The following is a 17,411-nucleotide window of genomic DNA, read 5'->3' on the forward strand; positions in this document are numbered from 1 at the left end:
TAAGTCTTTGAAATTCTTGGTGGGTTGTGAGTGGCTCGAACACTCGACCTACGGATTAAGAGTCCGCTGCTCTACCAACTGAGCTAACAACCCAATTCCCTGAAGCTGGTAGGTCGTGCGGGATTCGAACCTGCGACCAACGGATTAAAAGTCCGCTGCTCTACCAGCTGAGCTAACGACCCCTTCAGAGAAGTTGCGCATTATAGAGACTTTTAAAGACGTGTCAACAGTCTCTGGATTGGTCAGTCTCTGAGTTGGTGACGGAGGGAGAGGGTGGCGCCAGCGAGGATGGCTGCGGTGGTGATGAAGGCACCGAGGCTGAGGGTGGACAGGCCGCTGAGGCCCTGACCAACGGTGCAGCCGAGGGCGGTGACGCCACCGGCGCCCATCAGCATGGCGCCGATGATGTGGCGGGCCAGGTCCTGGGGGTCGCGGAAGCCCTCCAGGCGGAAGCTGCGGGTGCTGAGGGCGGCCAGCGCGGATCCGGCGATCACCCCCACCGCCAGGGCGATGCCGATGGTGACGGTTCGGCTTGTGTCGGTCCAGAGCATCAGCAGGTCGAGGGTGTAGGCGTAGGGGGCCACGAAGCTGAGGGATTCCATGCGTCCGCTGTTGGTGGCGAGGAAGGCTGGGGCAAGGGTCTCCGGATCTTCGGCGATATGGGCGAAGTGACCGCTGAGGAGCCAGCCGGCGACGATGGTGAGGCCGATGATGAGGCTGCCCAGGAGCGGTGCCGGTTGCCAGAGGCTGCGGCTGGACAGGGCGAAGAGGCCCAGGCTGCCACCGATGACGAGGCTGCAGGCCAGCCAGGCGCTGGCGCTATCGAGACCGAAGCGGGTGCTGAGCAGGCTGGGCAGGTCCTGGGGGCTGCCGAGGGGGAGGGCCAGGGGCTCGAGATAGGCGACCCGCCAGCTCCCGAACAGGCCGCGCAGCGTCATGTAGGCCGAGATTCCGAGGAAAGCGAAAACCACCAGGGATTTGAGGTTTCCGCTGCCCAGGCGGACAAGGGTCTTGGCTCCGCAGCCGGACGCGAGGGTCATGCCCACGCCGAACATCAGCCCGCCCACCAGATGGGACATCCAGGCCAGCCGGCTGCCGGTATAGACGCTGTCGTGGACGTCGATGAGACCTGACAGGTGAAGTCCGGTGGTGCCCAGCAGTGCGATGGCGGCGGCCAGTGCCCACATGCGCATGCGGGTCCAGTCTTGCATGATCAGGATGTCGGCGACCGCACCCATCGTGCAGAAGTTGCTGCGTTGATTGGCGAAACCGAACACCCCTCCCAGGCCGAAAGCCAGCCAGGCGATGGTGGCAGGGGTAAGGAGCGCGGTGCTGTCCATGGCGGGCTTTCCAACGCCTAACGGTAGTGGGTGGGGTCCGCCACGCCGGCGGCTTCGAAGCCAGCCCGGCGCAGCCGGCAGGCGTCGCACAGACCGCAGGCGCTGCCATCGTCATCGGCCTGGTAGCAGGAGACGGTGAGGCCATAGTCCACGCCCAGGGCCGTGCCACGGCGGATGATGTCTGCCTTGGAGAGGCTGATCAGGGGGGCGTGGATGCGTAGCCGGTGGCCCTCGACGCCGGCTTTGGTGGCCAGGTTGGCCATGTTCTCGAAAGCTTCGATGAAGGCCGGGCGGCAGTCCGGGTAGCCGGAGTAGTCAACCGCGTTCACGCCCACGTAGATGTCCCGGGCTCCGAGGACTTCGGCCCAGGCCATGGCGATGGAGAGCATGATGGTGTTGCGGGCCGGGACGTAAGTGATCGGGATGCCTCCGTCCACGCCGTCGGTGGGAACGACCAGTGAGGCGTCCGTGAGGGCGGAGCCGCCAAACTGGCCCAGATCCACGTGGGCGGTGCGGTGGGCGACGGCACCGAGGGCCTGGGCAACCCGCTGGGCGGCCGTGAGTTCGGCGGCGTGGCGCTGGCCGTATTCGACCGACAGGGCATAGGGATCGAAACCGGCGGCACGGGCAATGGCGAGGCAGGTGGCGGAGTCCAGTCCGCCGGAGAGGAGGACGAGGGCACGGGGGCGTGGAGGGGTCATGGCTTCTCCAGGGGTGTGGCGTGTAGGGGGGGAGTCCGCGTCAGCGACCGGGTTCGTTGCCCCAGATGATCTTGTGGAGCTGGACCTGCATGCGTACCGGCAGGCGATCCCGGAGGATCCAGGCGGCCAGGTCGGCGGGCTTGAGTTGCCCCTGCACCGGCGCCATCAGGACCGGGCAGCGTTCGGTCAGGTGATGTTCGGCCATCTTGGCTCTGGCCCATTCGTAATCGGCCTCGCTGGCGAGTACCAGCTTGACCTCGTCGCGGAGGGTCAGCAAGGGAAGATTGGCGAGCAGGTTGCGGCCTTCCTCTCCGGAGCCGGGCGCCTTGAGGTCCATGATCCGGGAAACCCGTGGATCCACCCCGGAGATGTCAAGGGCGCCGCTGGTTTCCAGGGACACCGAGTAGCCTGCATCGCAGAGGGCGGTGAGCAGGGGCAGGCAGGCTTTCTGGGAGAGGGGCTCCCCGCCGGTGACGCAGACCGTCTGGCATCCGTAGCCCGCCACCTCGGCCAGGATCTCGTCCAGGTTCCGGGGGCTGCCGCCGGTGAAGGCGTACTCCGTGTCACACCAGCTGCAGCGCAGGGGGCAGCCGGTGAGCCGGATGAATACCGTGGGCAGGCCGGTGCGCGAGGTTTCCCCCTGCAGGGAGTGGAAAATCTCGGTGATGCGAAGGGTGACGGGGCGACCGGTGGAAGACATGGCAGAGGCTGCGCGGTGAGGCGGAAAGATCAAGGGACTGCCGCCCCGGCGCCTGGCGCGGGGCGGGCAGGGGTAGGGCCTTACTTCTTCAGACGCTGTTTGGCGATCTGGGCGGCGGAGCTGTTCGGATACTTGCCGATCAGCTTTTCCAGGCTGCGGGTCGCACCGGGGTTGTCATTGCGGGCCTGCTGGGTGTTGGCCAGACCCAGCAGTGCATCCGGGGCCCGGCTGTCGTCAGGCCATTGGTTGGCTACCTTGGCGTAGTGCTCGGCGGCTCCGGTGGCGTCCTTCAACTGGTAGAGGGCACTGGCGGCCCAGAAGTGGGCGCTGGGCAGGAAGCTGCTGTTGGGATAGGCCTTGGTGAAGGCGATGAAACCGCTTGCTGCTTCCCGATGCTTGCCACCCCGGAGCAGGGTGAGGGCTGCCTCGTAATCCCGGCTCTCGGCGGCCGGGTCCACGGGGGCCTGGAGCGTCTGCTGGGGAGCGTCGCCGGGGGCGCCGCTCTCCACCTTGCGCAGGCGGTTGTCCAGGTCCACGTAGAAGTCCTTCTGCCGCTTGTTGGCATTCGCCAGATCGTTGGTGAGGACCTCGTTCTCGCCGCGCAGGCGGGAGATCTCGGTTTTCAGCAGTTCGATCTGGTTGGCAAGCTCAAGCTGGGCCCGGGCGCTGGCCTCCAGCTTGTCAAGACGGGTGGCATGCTCGTTGCGCAGGGTGTTGATGCGCGCACGGGCTTCCTCGTCGTCAAACAGGCCTGCCTGGGCCTGGGCGGCCAGGCTGCTAACCAGGAGCCCGGCCAGCAGGCGGGGCAGAAGGGGGCGGAACATCAGAATTCACCCGAGTAGAGCATGTCGCCGCGACGGTTGGCAGACCAGCAGGCTTCGCTGGCGTCGTTGCAGCTGGGCTTTTCTTCGCCGAGGCTGACGGACTCGACCTGAGCTTCAGAGACGCCAAGCAGGGTCAGGGCCTTCTTGACGGCGTCGGCACGCTTCTGGCCGAGGGCCAGGTTGTACTCGCGGCTGCCGCGCTCATCGGTGTTGCCCTGGATCAGCATCTTCATCTTGGGGTTGGCCACCAGGAACTTGGCGTGGGCTTCCACCAGCGGACGGTATTGATCCGTGATCACGTAGCTGTCGTAGTCAAACAGCACGCTGCGCTTGGACAGGATGTTCTTGGGGTCCTTCAAGGCGGCGATGCCGGCGCCGGCGGCAGCGTTGGCGTCCACCGGCACGACACGGTTGGCATCCACACCGCTGGCGGAGGCGCTGGAGCGGTCTTCGACGGCCGCGCCGGACTGGCCGTCGGTGGACGGGGCGGAGGAGCAGGCGGCCAGCAGGCTGACCGTCAGCAGGGAAAGGGCGAGACGGGGGTATTTCATGGTTTGAGCTCCGTGAGCGGTCGCAAGGCGTTAATGGGTATGTCTTGTTTTTATGGGGTGTGTCAGTTGCGTGGTTGCGGACCCCAGGCGGGTTCGCGGACATCGCCCGATTGTACAGACAGCCGCTGCTTGACACGACCATCCGACGACACTGCAGCCAGCACACCCCGTCCACCGACTTCAGTGGCGTAGAGGATCATGCGACCGTTGGGGGCGAAGCTGGGTGACTCGTCCTTGGACGAGTCAGTGAGGATCTGGGTCTGGCGGGAGGCCAGGTCGAGCAGGGTGACCTGGAAACGGCCGCCGTTGCGGGAAACGTACACCAGGCTCTTGCCATCGGGTGAGGGACGCGGGCTGACGTTGTAGCCGCCTTCGAAGGTGACCCGCTGGGCGTCGCCGCCGCTGGCCGGGACCCGGTAGATCTGCGGGCTGCCGCCCCGGTCGGAGGTGAAGTAGATCCATCCGTCGGAGGACCAGGAGGGTTCGGTGTCGATCCCGGAGGATGAGGCGAGCCGGCGCACGCCGGAGCCGTCAGCATTGACCGTGTACAGCTGGGACTGGCCGTCCTTGGTGAGCACCACCGCCAGGCGGCTGCCATCGGGAGACCAGGAGGGTGCGGAGTTGGAGCCCTTGAAGTTTGCCGCCACGTTGCGCTGGCCGGTGGCGAGGGAGTGCACGTAGACCACCGGCTTCTTGGCTTCGAAGGAGACGTAGGCCAGCCGGCTGCCGTCCGGCGACCAGGTGGGGGAGATGATCGGCTCCCGGGAGGCCAGTGCGGTCTGGGCGTTGCTGCCGTCCGCGTCGGCGATCTGCAGTTCGTAGCGGGAGCCCACCTTCAGCACATAGGCGATGCGCGTCGAGAATACGCCGGGCTCGCCAGTGAGCTTCTCGTAGATGTAATCGGCGATGCGATGGCCCGTGGTGCGGTACTGGTTGGGCGTCATCACCAGGGCCTGGCTGCCCAGGGCGGCCTGCTTGGGTGTGTCGAAAAGGCGGAACAGGACCTGATAGCGGCCCGCCCCGGAAGGGCTCAGGGTGCCTACCGCAAAGGCGTCGGCACCCCGGGAGCGGATCCGGTCGAAATCCGGCGGGGTGTCGGCGCCCATGGGGGAGGGGCCGAGCTCGACCATTTTGAAGAGACCGCTGCGCTCCAGGTCGGCACGGACGACATCGGTGACGGCACGGGGGAGGGCGTTCTCCCCCTGAAAGGCGGCGATGGCCACCGGCATGCGGTTGGCGCCGGCACCGGTGATCTCGATGGCGAGCTGGGCCTGGGCCAGGGAAGACGCAAGCACCAGCGCACAGCCCGGCAGGGCGCGGCGCAGAAGGGACAGGATGCGTGAGGTCATGGGCGGGGGCTCAAGGGTTTAGTCGCGGAGCGGGTAGAACTTCAGCTCCAGCGTACGGTTGAAGAGTTCTGATTTTTCGGGTTTGGGCAAGGGGCTGGATTTCTGGATCGCCCGTTCGATTGCACCATCCAGCTGAGCGTTCCCGGTGGAGCGCTTGAGGCGGACTTCGATCACCGAACCGTCGGGTAACTGGTCTACGTAGAAGATCGCAAAGGGGTCGCCGCTGACGCCGGGGGGCAAAACGATGTTGCCCTTGACCTTGGCGCGGATCTTCTCCACGTAGGCATCCATTGCCTTGTTGCGGGCGGCCGAGGCCTTGGCACCGGCGACCCGGGCGAGTTCTTCCTGGAGCTGCTTGGAGTGACTGATGTTCTCGCTGTCCCGGGCCATCAGCTCGCGCATGCGCTTGTCTTCGAGATCGCGGGCGCGCTTGGCGTCGGCTTCGGCCTTGGCCTTCTCGGCCCGGGCTTCTGCCTTCGGGTCCGTCTTGGGCTCGGGCTTTGCTTCCGGCTTTCTGGGCTCGGGTCTGGGTTCCGGCTTCTTCGGCTCTGGTTTCTTCGGTTCGGGCTTGGGCTCCGGTTTTTCAGGTTTCCTGGGTTCTGGTTTGACCGGTGGCTTTTCCGGCTCTTTGGTCACAGGTTTCGGGGGAGGCTTCTTGGGTTCGGGGGCCTTGAGGGCGATCTCCGGCTGCTTGCGTGGCGGCGGTGCCCGCTCGGGTTCGGGCGCGGGCGCCGGAGGGCGGGGCCGGGGCGGCGGGGGCGCCAGTTCGACGGGTGGGGGCGGTGCGGGCTGGGGGGGGGGGGCGGGGGGGGGGGGGGCCCGGGTGGGGGGGGGGGGGGGGGGGGGGGGGGGGGGGGGGCCGTCACCAGTTCCACCTCGACGATCTCGTCGAGGCGGTTCTGCCAGCGCACCCCAAAGAACAGGAAAAGGCCGAGCAGCACATGGACCAGCAGCGCAAGCGCCAGGGAAACCCATTTGCCGCGCTCGTTGCCGGGCAGGGCAGGGTTCATTGGGCGCCCTTGCCGACCTGAGTTTGCAGGCCGACCTTATTGACGCCCGCGTTGCGCAGGTCGTTGAGGGTGTTCATCACCAGTTCGTATTTCACGTTTTTGTCCGCGGCAATCACTACCGGCTGTCCCGGATTGGCGGCCACGACCGACTGCACCTCGGCAATCAGGTCCCGGCGGGTCAGCGCCTTTTCCGGGGCATTGCTGGTGGTGCGCAGGGCCAGCTCGCCGTCCTGCTTCACCTGGACGACCATGGCATCGGTGGGCGGTGCAGGGACTTTATCGACGCTGGGCAGGTTGACCGAACCGGACTGGATCATCGGTGCGGTGACCATGAAGATCACGAGGAGCACCAGCATCACGTCGATGTAAGGGACGACGTTGATCTGGTTCATCAGGCGGCGTTGACGCATGGCGGCGGGGCTCCGGTCAGCGCAGCTGGCGCTGGAGGATGTTCAGGAACTCCTCGGTGAAACTTTCGAAGCGGATCGCGGTGCGGTCGATGTCGTGGGCGAAGCGGTTGTAGGCCACGACTGCCGGAATTGCGGCGAACAGGCCGATGGCCGTGGCCACCAGGGCTTCGGCGATGCCGGGCGCCACGTGGGCGAGGGTGGCCGAGCCCACGTTGGAGAGGCCGCGGAAGGCGTTCATGATGCCCCACACGGTGCCGAACAGGCCCACATAGGGTGAGACCGAACCGACGGAGGCCAGGAAGGCCAGGTGGGCTTCCAGATCATCCACCTCCCGCTGGTAGGTGGCCCGCATGGCCCGCCGGGCGCCATCCATCACGGCGCCATGATCCATCGTCTTGCCGCGCAGCTTGGCGAACTCCCGGTAGCCAGCCTCGAAGATGCGCTCCATGCCGGCCGCTTCGTGACGGCTGGTGGTGGCGCTCTGGTAAAGGGCGTTCAGGTCGCCGCCACTCCAGAAGTCCCGCTCGAAAATGTCGGTTTTCTTCTTGGCGTCACGAATCTGGAACCATTTGCGGAAAATCCAGTACCAGGACATGAAGGACACGGTGGCCAGCATGGCCATCACCAGTTTGACCAGCAGGCTGGCATTGGCGATCAGGGACAGGATCGAGAGATCTTCAGTGACGTTCATCGGGGTTTAAACCAGGGTGGCGAGGTGGTGACGCATGGGGGTGGGGATGGCGATGGCCCGCTTGCCACTGCGGGACACGCAGGCAATGGTGACTTCCGCCTGGAAGATCGGCTGGCCCTTGCGAAGTACCTGCTGGGAAAAGACCAGGCTGGCCCGTCCCAGTTTGCTCAGGATGGCGTGGACGTCCAGCAGATCGTCCAGCAGGGCAGGCTGCAGATACTCGGCCTGAACCCGGCGTACCACGAAGAGGACGTCCTGTTCGTGGGCCATTTGCGCCTGTTCAAAGCCGATGCTGCGCAGCCAGTCGGTGCGGGCACGTTCGCAGAACTTCAGATAGTTTGCGTAATAAACGACGCCCCCCGCATCGGTGTCTTCATAGTAGACCCGGACGGGCAGCACGAAGCAGGGCTTCGGTGCAGTGTCGGAAGGGGTGGGGGGGGCAGGCATGGCAGCATTTTACAGTACGGGGGGCTTGTGATCGAAACGGCTTGGTTTCGTTCAATGTTTCAGAATGTAGGCATCCCCCCTTCTGGTTCCGGGTAGCCCGTTGTAATTGCAGCGCTCCTGTGCCTAGAATCGCGGTCTTGACGCAGGGTTGGTGCGATTCGTGCATGCATTGACACCTGTTGTTGTGCTGATTTACGGCACAATGCGTCCGATAACGTGCAAGAGTCGCCATGCTGGGTCGCCGGCTACCCGCCGGTTTTTGGGCCTGACAGCCGATTCATGGGAGGAAAGAGACATGGGTGCAACCACCGCGAGTAATGACAAGCTGTTGACCGAGGCCGAAATTCTGGTAATGCCGGAAGACGACTACATGAACCCGGCTCAGCTGGAGTTCTTCCGTGATCGCCTGACCCGGATGCGCGAAGAACTGCTGGACAACGCGGCCAGCACCGGAGCTCACCTGCGTGAGAACGAGCTGGTGGCCGACCCGGCCGACCGGGCTACCGTCGAGGAAGAACATGCCCTCGAACTGCGGGTTCGCGACCGTGAGCGCAAGCTGCTCAAGAAGATCGATGAGGCGCTCGGGCGTATCGCCGAGGGAGACTACGGCTGGTGCGAGGAGACCGGTGATCCGATCGGGATTGGCCGCCTGCTGGCGCGCCCGACCGCGACCCTGTCCATCGACGCCCAGGAACGCCGCGAGCGTACCCAGAAGCTGTACGGGGAATAGCGGACCGTCCGGTCTGCCCCGGTGCGGCGGGACGGCCATCCATTTTCATGACCGTTCCGGCTCATCTGGTTCCTGTCACGCTGCTCACCGGTTTCCTGGGCGCAGGGAAGACCACCGTTCTCAACCATCTCCTGCGTCAGCCGGGGATGGCAGGGACGGTAGTGCTCATGAACGAGTTCGGTGCGGTTCCTCTTGATCATCTGCTCGTCGAGCGCATCGACGAGAATTTTGTCCTGCTGGAATCCGGCTGCATCTGCTGCACGGTGCGCGGTGATCTGGCCCGTTCCCTGCGGGATCTCTTCATGCGCCGTTTGCGCAGGCAGCTCCCCGCCCTGGACCGGGTGGTGATTGAAACCACCGGTCTGGCTGATCCCGCGCCGGTGATCTTCACCCTGATGAAGGACTTCTTCATTGCCGAACGTTACCGCCTGGACGGCGTGGTGACGGTGGTGGATGGGGTTTTTGGCGTGGCCCGGCTCGCCTGCCAGCCTGAAGCGGTCAAGCAGGTGGCCATGGCGGACCGGCTGTTGCTGACCAAGGGTGATCAGGCCTCGTCTGCCGCTCTGGATGCCCTTGAGGCGCTGCTCTCCGGGCTCAATCCGGCAGCCCCGCGCCTGCGGGTTGTGGCCGGGCAGGTGGATCCCGCTGTTCTGCTGGATTGCGGGCTGTGGAGTCCCGCCACCAAGACGGCTGATGTGGCCCGCTGGCTGGCCGACGAAGCGGTGCTCGCCCAGGCCCGCGCCCGACCAAACCCCTATGCCCCGCGCAAGAACGCACTGCCCGCCGAGCCGGATCGCCATGACGCGTCCACCCATGCCTTTGTGGTGAGGATTTCCGAGCCGGTGGCCTGGGGGGAGTTCTCGACCGCCCTTGACCTTCTTCAGGGATTGAAGGGAGCGCAGTTGCTGCGGGTCAAGGGCATCGTGAATGTCCGGGGGGAGTCGCGACCCCGGGTGATCCAGTGTGTTCACCACCTGCGCTATCCGGACGCCACCTTGCCTGCCTGGCCTGATGACGACCGGGATACCCGTCTGGTGTTCATCGTCCGTGATCTGGAACGGGACATCGTGGACAAGGCGTTCGCCTGTTTCTGCGTGGCCCATGCAGAGGGCCCCGGGCGATGATCCGGCTGCGCCGAATGTCCACACTGCTGCGCGCTGTCCTGGCACTGTTGCTGGTATGCGCCCAGGTGTTCGCGGCGGCCCATGCCATGGGGCATCTTGCTGATCTGGCGATCCAGCTGCGCCATGAGCCAGGCGCCGGTGTCACGCCCGATCCGGGCAGCCTTCCCGACACAGTGCACCACGGGCACTGCCTGCAATGCCTTGCTTCGGCCTGTCTGGGTTCAGGTCTTCCGGCGGCCACCTTCCTGCTGACTGCCGGCCTGCCCATCCAGCTTCTCCCCGTGGCCGTTCTGCCGGTCACCCGGGCTGTCCGTCTTCCCCGGCCGCATAGCCGGGGGCCTCCCCTTTCTCCTGCCTGATCCGTTCCTTTGTCCGGTGCTGCCCCTGCAGAGCCGGCTGACTTCCTTTTGTTTGGACTGATCCCGGGAGATCTCCTCATGATGTTTCTTCGTCCTGCCACCGTGTGCGTGGCCCTTGCTGCTGCCTTTCCGACCCTCGCTTCCGCTGCGTCCGATGCGGACCTCAAGCAACTGCGTCAGCAACTCAAGGAATTGCGTGATTCCTATGAGCAGCGTATTCAAGCCCTCGAAAGGCGTCTTGCCGATACCGAGAGCCAGGCTGCTTCTGCGGTCACCCGTGCCGTTGCGGCAGACCAGACTGCGACCAGTGCCGTTCAGTCGGTAGCCCAGGTGGAGGCCCGCACCGTGCAGGCCCAGGCTGCCGCCGACAGCGCTGCCCGCAGCCCCGTCGCCGCAAGTGCCTTCAATCCGTCCATTTCGCTGATCATCGATGGCAAGTTCACCCGCTTCCAGCGAGATCCGTCGGCCTACCGGATCGATGGCTTCATCCCCTCCGGCGGCGAGGTCGGCCCCCCGCGCAAGGGCTTTTCCCTGGGGGAGTCTGAATTGGCCATTTCTGCCAATATCGACCACCTGTTCCGCGGCAATGCTCGTTTTGCCCTGGCTGAGGACGATGGGGCAGGCGTCGTTGAAGTGGAAGAGGTGAATATCGAGACCTTGTCCTTGCCCGTGGGCCTGAAGGTCAAGGCGGGCCGTTTCCTGTCCGGCGTGGGGTATCTGAACCAGCAGCATCCCCACGAGTGGGACTTCAGTGATGCGCCTCTGGCCTACAAGGCTTTCTTCGGCTATCGCCTGCAGAACGATGGCTTGCAGGTGCGCTGGGTGGCTCCGACGCCCCTGTTCCTGGAGTTTGGTGCGGAGATGGCGGGGGGCGAGAAGTACCCGGGGGCTGAACGTAATCGCAATGGCGCAGGCCTGTGGACGGCGTTTGCCCACCTGGGCGGCGACATCGGCGCCTCCGCCGCCTGGCAGGCAGGCCTCTCCCATGTGCGTGCGAATCCCCGGGAGCGGGGTTTCGAGGATGCCGGGCTGGCCCATGCCTTCACTGGGCGCAGCCAGACCTGGATCGCCGACTTTGTGTACAAATGGGCACCCAATGGCAACAGCAGGGACCAGTCTCTGAAGATTCAGGGGGAATACTTCCAGCGCAGCGAGAAAGGGGATCTGGCCTACGATGTGGACGGCGCAGCCACCGATCACGCTGCCCGCTTCCGCCAGTCTGGCAGTTATCTGCAGGCGGTTTACCAGTTCATGCCCAGGTGGCGGGTGGGGGTGCGCGGTGATTGGTTGAAGTCCGGGACCGCCCGCGTGGCTGACCTGACTGCGGGGGAGCTGCCCCTGGTGCTGGCAGGCCACGATCCCAAACGCCACACGGCGATGGTGGATTGGTCTCCCTCCGAGTACTCCCGGGTCCGTCTGCAACTGGCCAGGGACATGTCCCGCGACCGCGAGACCGACAACCAGGTGTGGCTGCAGTACATCATGAGTCTGGGTGCCCATGGCGCTCACAGGTTCTGAGGAGGAGATGATGATCAAACTGATCCGTCGTCTGTTCGTGCTGGCCCTGGCCCTGGGCGCCTGGCCTGCTGTAGCAGCGCTGAACGTCTTTGCCACTGTCCCGGAATGGGCGGCCCTGGCCAAGGAGATTGGTGGGGAGTCCGTACAGGTGTTCTCCGCCACCACCGCGCTGCAGGATCCTCATCGCATCGAGGCGCGTCCGTCCCTGATCGCCCGCGCACGCAGCAGCCAGCTGGTGCTTGCTACGGGCGCCGATCTGGAAATCGGCTGGTTGCCCCTGGTGCTGCGGGAGTCGGGCAACTCCGCGCTCCAGCCTGGCCGTCCGGGGTACTTCGAGGCCACCGCCGCGGTGCGCATGCTTGAGGTCCCGGTCCGGGTGGATCGGGCGGACGGTGACGTCCACGCGGCCGGCAACCCTCACATTCAGACGGATCCCCGCAATCTCCTCAAGGTGGCGGAGGCCCTCGCGGCGCGTCTGGTCCAGCTGGATGTAGCCCATGCGTCCACCTATCAGGCTAATCTGGCAAGTTTCAGCGCACGCTGGAAGACGGCCCTGACCCGCTGGGAGCAGGCGGCTGCACCCCTGCGGGGCATGCCCGTGTGGGTCCAGCATCGGTCCTTTCCCTATCTGTCCGACTGGCTCGGTTTGAAGGAGCTGGGGGCTCTGGAGCCTAAACCCGGAGTCGAGCCGGGGAGCGCCCAGTTGGCCGGCATTCTCGAGCGTCAGAAGGGCACGCCAGCAAAAATGGTGCTGCGCCCGGCCTACTCCCGGCCGACCTCCTCGGCCTGGCTGGCAGAACGGGCAGGAATTCCGGTGGTGGTGTTGCCCTTCACGGTAGGGGGGACTCCGGAGGCGGGCGACCTGTTTGCCCTCTTTGACGATACGGTGCGCCGCCTGCTGGCCGCCGCACGCTAAGGAGATGAAGATGGTCGAGCCCCTGCTGCAGGTGGAAAGTTTGTGTGCCGGCTATACGGCAGCGGTGGCTGGCCCCTTCAGTTTCAGCGTGGGCCGGGGAGAAATCCTCGGCCTCGCCGGGCCCAACGGCGCCGGCAAGTCCACCCTCTTGAAGGCCCTGTGGGGGGGCGTGCGGGTGTTTTCCGGGGCTGTCCGCAAGGCTCCGGGCCTGCAGATTTCCCACCAGGCTCAGGGCTTCGATGACCTCCGGGGCGTGCCCCTGACCGGCCGCGAACTGCTGGCCTTGACCGGAGCCTCCGAGGCCGGCCTGCCGCCCTGGCTGGCCGGGCGTCTGGAGGCGCGCCTTGATCGCCTGTCCGGTGGGCAGTTGCAGTTCCTGCGTCTGTGGGCCTGCCTGGCGGCGCCGGCCGACCTGATCCTGCTGGATGAGCCCACCAACAACCTGGACAAGGCGGGCGTGGCCCACCTGGTGGATTGGCTGGGCAAGGCTCATGGGGAGCAGGGTATTGTGCTGGTCTCCCATGATCATGGTCTGATCGATGCCGTATGTACCCGGGTGGTTTCCGTAGGCGAAGGAACATGAATACGGACCTGCTGTTTGATCCCCTGTTCCGGGTGCCGTTCCTGACCGGTCTGCTGCTGGCGGGGCTGCTGCCGCTGATCGGCATGTACCTGCGCCTGCGTAATGAGTGGCTGGCGGCACTCGCTTTCGCCCAGATGGCGTCAGCGGGGGCCCTGCTGGCCATGGTGCTGGACGGGCCGATGATTCTTGGAGGATTGCTGGCTGCGGTGGCCGCAGCACTGGTCAAGGGGCTTGTGGCCCGGGCTGGCGCCAGCGCCTATGCCCTGATGATGCTGCTGGCCTGGGGGGGCGGTATCCTTTTGGTGGCGAATCACCCTCTGGCCGAACAGGCGGGGCACGCCCTCTTCGACGGGCAGCTCTATTTTACCGGAGAGGGGCACCTGCTCGCGGTGGCGCTCACCGTCGTGCTGGCGCTCCCTCTGCTGCTGCGTCTGTCCCGCCCTCTACTGCTGGCCCGGTTTTTCCCGGAATTTTACCGGGCCCGGGGGCTGAGTGTACGGCCCCAACTGCTGCTCTTCGACTTGCTGGCCGGTCTGGTGGTAGCCCTGGCAACGGTCAGTCTGGGGGTGATGGCCGCCTTTGCCCTGGTTTTTGTGCCCCCCCTGATGGCTTATCGTCTTGCGGCAGGCTGGCGCGCTGGTCTGGTCTGGTCTGCGCTTATTGGAATGGGCAGCTTCGTCCTGGCCTTTGGCCTCTCCCTGGTGTTCGATCAGCCTTTCGGGCCGGTATGCGCAATGCTTCTGGTTATGCTGAATGTCATGCTCGCTGTGAAATCCGTCCGGGAGTAATTCACCGGGAGCGTGCATTCGTCGATGGTATGCTGTTCAATCACGGAAAATGAACAGGAGGATGAAGGAGTGGTGCTACCCTTTTTCGGCAAGAAGCCTGTCCCTGCCGGAAGTTCCGCTCCCCGTTCCCGGGCCGGCACTGGCGCGGCGCCCTCCCGGTCCCCTTCCGCCGAGTCTGCCAGCAGGCATTCGGGGGGGCCCCGGACCGAAACCTCCAGCCTGGACTTCACCATTGCCGGTGGCGATCTCAAGGGTGTGCTGGCCGAATGTGCCGGCAAGCTGAACGTTGAGGAGGGCGTGGGCGAGATGGTCCCGGCGGTCGAAGAGGCCGCGATCCTGTATGCCAATGGCGCCGATGGAGATGCCCGGCAAGTGCTGGAAAGCGCTCTTGAAGGGATGTTGTCCACCCACGACCGTTTTGTCCTGTGGGGCATGCTGCTGGATCTGCTGCGTCTCTCCGGCCAGAAGGAGCGGTTTGAAGCCTTGAGTCTGGCCTATGCCACCGAATTCGAGCGCTCGCCGCCGCCCTGGCAGGATTTGTCCGGTCAGGCGCCCCGTGCCGGAGGGGGCCGTACCCAGACCGTAACCCTCAGTGGTGTGCTCGCTGCTTCGGCTGCCGCCCAGTTCGCCCAGCTTATCCAGATTGCCATGCGGACCCGCAGCATGCGCATCGAGCTGACCCGGCTGCGGGGGGTGGAGCCGTCAGGCGCCGAGTTGCTGTTGCGGGCTGTGAGGGGTTTGCGCCGCGCAGGGGTGAAACTCACCCTGGCCGGTGTCGCCCACCTGGTGAACCTGCTGAGCGTGCAGGTCAGGCCTGGTCATCGGGAGAACCAGACCCACTGGCTTCTCCTGCTCGAAGTCCTGCAGTTCACCGATGAGTCGGATCGCTTCGAGGAGCTGGCACTCGATTACGCCATGACCTTCGAGGAGTCCCCGCCGTCTTGGGAGCCGCCTCTGGCCCTTACGACCAGCCAGGTTGAGGCGGTCAGCGTCTCCGAGGAGCCTGATGCCTATGTGCTGGAAGGGGAAATTGCCGGTCCCAACACCGAAATCCTGCGCAAGATCACTGCCTTCGCGGGGGACCGTACCAAGGTGGAAATTGACTGCAGCCGCCTGCGGCGGATGGATTTCGTCTCCGCGGGCACCCTCTTCAACATCGTCTCCCAGCTCCATGCCCAGGGGCGGCTGGTGATCATCAAGGGCGTCAATTCCATGGTCGGTGCCCTGATGCAGGTGATGAGCCTGCATCAGGTGGCCCGGATCGAGCCGCGAAGCTGAGGCTCCGGTTTCGATAAAGTTTCCATCGGGGCGTGATCACCCCCTTGTTTTTCCTCTCACTGTCCCCAGCTAAGCGCGATGGAACAATATCACGGCACCACCATTCTCTCTGTCCGGCGGGGCCGGCACGTGGCCCTCGGCGGCGACGGTCAGGTCACCCTCGGCAGCATCGTCATCAAGGCCAGCGCCCGCAAGGTCCGGCGGATCTACCAGGACCGCATCCTGGCCGGTTTCGCGGGCGGCACGGCCGATGCCTTCACCCTTTTTGAACGCTTCGAGGCCAAGCTTGAAAAGCATCAGGGCAACCTGGTCCGCAGTGCGGTCGAGCTGGCCAAGGACTGGCGTTCCGACCGGGCCCTGCGCCGCCTCGAGGCCATGCTGGCGGTGGCGGATCTGGACAACTCCCTGGTCATCACCGGCAACGGTGACGTGCTGGAGCCGGAGCAGGGCATCGTGGCCATCGGCAGCGGTGGCGCCTACGCCCAGTCTGCTGCCCGGGCCCTGATCGAGAACACCGACCTGCCGCCGGAAGAGGTCATCAAGAAGTCCCTGACCATCGCCGGCGACCTGTGCATCTACACCAACCACTGTCACACCATCGAAGTGCTCAAGCCATGACCCAGATGACGCCTCCGGAGATCGTCTCCGAACTCGACAAGCACATCGTCGGCCAAGGCAAGGCCAAGAAGGCGGTGGCCGTGGCCCTGCGCAACCGCTGGCGGCGGGCCCAGGTGGCCGAGCCCCTGAAGAGCGAGATCACTCCCAAGAACATCCTGATGATCGGCCCGACCGGTGTGGGCAAGACCGAGATCGCCCGCCGCCTGGCCCGCCTGGCCAACGCGCCCTTCATCAAGATCGAGGCCACCAAGTTTACTGAAGTGGGCTATGTGGGCCGGGATGTGGATACCATCATCCGCGATCTGGTCGAAATCGCCATCAAGAGCCACCGGGAACAGGCCATGAAGAAGGTCCGCGACCGGGCCGTGGACGCGGCGGAGGACCGGGTCCTCGATATCCTGCTGCCACCGGCCCGCCCCACCGTGGGCTTCGGCAGCGAGTCGGCACCCTCTACCGAGGAAAACGCCACCCGTCAGAAATTCCGCAAGAAGCTGCGGGAAGGGTTGCTGGACGACAAGGAGATCGAGATCGATGTGGCCGTTCCCGGCATGACCGCCGAGATTATGGCGCCTCCGGGGATGGAGGAACTCACGGGCCAGCTCCAGAGCATGTTCCAGAATCTGGGCGGTGGAAAGAAGAAATCCCGCAAGCTCAAGATCAAGGAAGCCATGAAGCTGCTGGCCGATGAGGAAGCGGCCCGGATGGTCAATGAGGAAGACCTCAAGACCGAAGCGCTGCGGATGGTGGAGCAGAACGGGATCGTCTTCCTCGATGAAATCGACAAGATCGCCACCCGCTCCGACAGCCACGGGGCCGACGTATCTCGCCAGGGTGTCCAGCGCGACCTTTTGCCCCTGGTGGAGGGCACGACGATCAGCACCAAGTACGGAATGGTCAAGACCGACCACATCCTGTTCATCGCCAGTGGGGCCTTTCACCTGTCCCGCCCGAGCGACCTGATTCCCGAGTTGCAGGGCCGCTTCCCGATCCGTGTGGAACTGGACTCCCTCTCGGTGGAGGATTTCGAATGCATCCTGACCCAGACGGACGCCTGTCTGACCCGTCAGTACGAAGCCTTGCTGGCCACGGATGGGGTGACGCTGGCGTTCGCGCCTGAAGGCATTCGCCGCTTGGCCGAGATTGCCTGTCAGGTCAACGAAAAAACCGAGAACATCGGTGCCCGCCGTCTGTACACCGTGATGGAAAAACTTCTTGAGGAGCTGGCCTTCGAGGCCGGCAAGGCCGGCGAGCAGCATGTGGTCATCGATGCCGCCTACGTGGATGGCCGCCTCGACATGCTGGCCCAGCGGGAAGATCTGGCAAGGTATGTGCTGTAACACGCAGTGAGATGGAAGAGGTGAGGGGGGCCGCGTAGCGGCCCTCTTCCTTTTTGAACACGCCTGGTTTCAAATGCCCTCACCCCTCACCCCTCACCCCTCACCCCTCACCCCTCACCCCTCACCCCCCAACCCTC

At 65.1% G+C, this 17,411-nt stretch carries 20 protein-coding genes and 2 tRNA genes; 10 read left to right on the forward strand and 12 right to left on the reverse strand.

What is annotated here, in order from left to right:
• Nucleotides 1–17: 17 nt before the first annotated feature.
• The 12 genes from PHD22_RS05750 to ybgC form a co-directional block, all read right to left on the reverse strand.
• Nucleotides 18–93 (reverse strand) — tRNA-Lys (locus PHD22_RS05750).
• Nucleotides 94–106: 13 nt separating this feature from the next.
• Nucleotides 107–182: transfer RNA gene (locus tag PHD22_RS05755), tRNA-Lys, on the reverse strand.
• A 60-nt stretch (nt 183–242) separates the two neighbouring features.
• Complete coding sequence (locus PHD22_RS05760) at nt 243–1,340, reverse strand: YeeE/YedE family protein (protein ID WP_299863584.1); 1,098 nt, start codon at nt 1,338–1,340, stop codon at nt 243–245.
• A 17-nt stretch (nt 1,341–1,357) separates the two neighbouring features.
• The gene (gene queC, locus PHD22_RS05765; protein WP_299863586.1) at nt 1,358–2,041 is read right to left on the reverse strand and encodes a 7-cyano-7-deazaguanine synthase QueC; all 684 of its coding nucleotides are present in this window, start codon (nt 2,039–2,041) and stop codon (nt 1,358–1,360) included.
• A gap of 40 nt (nt 2,042–2,081) precedes the next feature.
• Nucleotides 2,082–2,741, reverse strand: coding sequence for a 7-carboxy-7-deazaguanine synthase QueE (gene queE, locus PHD22_RS05770; protein ID WP_299863588.1), 660 nt, complete (start codon nt 2,739–2,741; stop codon nt 2,082–2,084).
• A gap of 80 nt (nt 2,742–2,821) precedes the next feature.
• The gene (gene ybgF, locus PHD22_RS05775; protein ID WP_299863591.1) at nt 2,822–3,565 is read right to left on the reverse strand and encodes a tol-pal system protein YbgF; all 744 of its coding nucleotides are present in this window, start codon (nt 3,563–3,565) and stop codon (nt 2,822–2,824) included.
• Entirely contained in the window at nt 3,565–4,116 is a 552-nt protein-coding gene (gene pal, locus PHD22_RS05780; protein ID WP_299863593.1) for a peptidoglycan-associated lipoprotein Pal, read from the reverse strand. The genes ybgF and pal overlap by 1 nt, the downstream gene beginning before the upstream one ends.
• 62 nt (nt 4,117–4,178) lie before the next feature.
• Nucleotides 4,179–5,465 carry a Tol-Pal system beta propeller repeat protein TolB gene (tolB, locus tag PHD22_RS05785; protein ID WP_299863596.1) on the reverse strand — a complete coding sequence of 429 codons (1,287 nt, stop codon included), beginning with the start codon at nt 5,463–5,465 and terminating at the stop codon, nt 4,179–4,181.
• An 18-nt stretch (nt 5,466–5,483) separates the two neighbouring features.
• Nucleotides 5,484–6,101: a cell envelope integrity protein TolA gene (gene tolA, locus PHD22_RS05790; RefSeq protein ID WP_299863599.1), complete on the reverse strand. Its 618-nt coding sequence runs from the start codon at nt 6,099–6,101 to the stop codon at nt 5,484–5,486.
• A 370-nt stretch (nt 6,102–6,471) separates the two neighbouring features.
• The gene (tolR, locus tag PHD22_RS05795) at nt 6,472–6,885 is read right to left on the reverse strand and encodes a protein TolR (RefSeq protein WP_299863602.1); all 414 of its coding nucleotides are present in this window, start codon (nt 6,883–6,885) and stop codon (nt 6,472–6,474) included.
• A gap of 16 nt (nt 6,886–6,901) precedes the next feature.
• Nucleotides 6,902–7,576, reverse strand: coding sequence for a protein TolQ (gene tolQ, locus PHD22_RS05800; protein ID WP_299863605.1), 675 nt, complete (start codon nt 7,574–7,576; stop codon nt 6,902–6,904).
• A gap of 6 nt (nt 7,577–7,582) precedes the next feature.
• The gene (ybgC, locus tag PHD22_RS05805; RefSeq protein WP_299863608.1) at nt 7,583–8,023 is read right to left on the reverse strand and encodes a tol-pal system-associated acyl-CoA thioesterase; all 441 of its coding nucleotides are present in this window, start codon (nt 8,021–8,023) and stop codon (nt 7,583–7,585) included.
• Between the two features lie 295 nt (nt 8,024–8,318).
• On the opposite strand from ybgC, the gene dksA reads away from it, so the two are divergent.
• The 10 genes from dksA to hslU all read left to right on the forward strand — a co-directional run bounded on the left by dksA (nt 8,319) and on the right by hslU (nt 17,274).
• The gene (gene dksA / locus PHD22_RS05810; protein WP_299863610.1) at nt 8,319–8,753 is read left to right on the forward strand and encodes an RNA polymerase-binding protein DksA; all 435 of its coding nucleotides are present in this window, start codon (nt 8,319–8,321) and stop codon (nt 8,751–8,753) included.
• 47 nt (nt 8,754–8,800) lie between these two features.
• Nucleotides 8,801–9,877 carry a GTP-binding protein gene (locus tag PHD22_RS05815; protein ID WP_299863613.1) on the forward strand — a complete coding sequence of 359 codons (1,077 nt, stop codon included), beginning with the start codon at nt 8,801–8,803 and terminating at the stop codon, nt 9,875–9,877.
• Nucleotides 9,878–9,891: 14 nt separating this feature from the next.
• Entirely contained in the window at nt 9,892–10,236 is a 345-nt protein-coding gene (locus PHD22_RS05820; RefSeq protein ID WP_299863615.1) for a hypothetical protein, read from the forward strand.
• A 78-nt stretch (nt 10,237–10,314) separates the two neighbouring features.
• The gene (locus tag PHD22_RS05825; RefSeq protein WP_299863616.1) at nt 10,315–11,754 is read left to right on the forward strand and encodes a hypothetical protein; all 1,440 of its coding nucleotides are present in this window, start codon (nt 10,315–10,317) and stop codon (nt 11,752–11,754) included.
• A 10-nt stretch (nt 11,755–11,764) separates the two neighbouring features.
• On the forward strand, nt 11,765–12,670 hold the full coding sequence (locus PHD22_RS05830) for a zinc ABC transporter substrate-binding protein (protein ID WP_299863619.1): 906 nt from the start codon (nt 11,765–11,767) through the stop codon (nt 12,668–12,670).
• Nucleotides 12,671–12,680: 10 nt separating this feature from the next.
• On the forward strand, nt 12,681–13,253 hold the full coding sequence (locus PHD22_RS05835) for an ATP-binding cassette domain-containing protein (RefSeq protein WP_299863622.1): 573 nt from the start codon (nt 12,681–12,683) through the stop codon (nt 13,251–13,253).
• Nucleotides 13,250–14,041, forward strand: coding sequence for a metal ABC transporter permease (locus tag PHD22_RS05840; protein ID WP_299863624.1), 792 nt, complete (start codon nt 13,250–13,252; stop codon nt 14,039–14,041). The genes PHD22_RS05835 and PHD22_RS05840 overlap by 4 nt, the downstream gene beginning before the upstream one ends.
• Nucleotides 14,042–14,110: 69 nt before the next feature.
• The gene (locus PHD22_RS05845; protein ID WP_299863626.1) at nt 14,111–15,319 is read left to right on the forward strand and encodes an STAS domain-containing protein; all 1,209 of its coding nucleotides are present in this window, start codon (nt 14,111–14,113) and stop codon (nt 15,317–15,319) included.
• 78 nt (nt 15,320–15,397) lie between these two features.
• A complete protein-coding gene (gene hslV, locus PHD22_RS05850) occupies nt 15,398–15,937 on the forward strand; it encodes an ATP-dependent protease subunit HslV (RefSeq protein WP_299863629.1) in 540 nt (179 codons plus the stop codon).
• Nucleotides 15,934–17,274 carry an ATP-dependent protease ATPase subunit HslU gene (hslU, locus tag PHD22_RS05855; RefSeq protein ID WP_299863632.1) on the forward strand — a complete coding sequence of 447 codons (1,341 nt, stop codon included), beginning with the start codon at nt 15,934–15,936 and terminating at the stop codon, nt 17,272–17,274. Before hslV ends, hslU begins: the two co-directional genes overlap by 4 nt.
• Nucleotides 17,275–17,411: the final 137 nt, after the last annotated feature.

It is taken from the genome of Zoogloea sp., from assembly GCF_028693495.1.
Taxonomy (GTDB): domain Bacteria; phylum Pseudomonadota; class Gammaproteobacteria; order Burkholderiales; family Rhodocyclaceae; genus Zoogloea.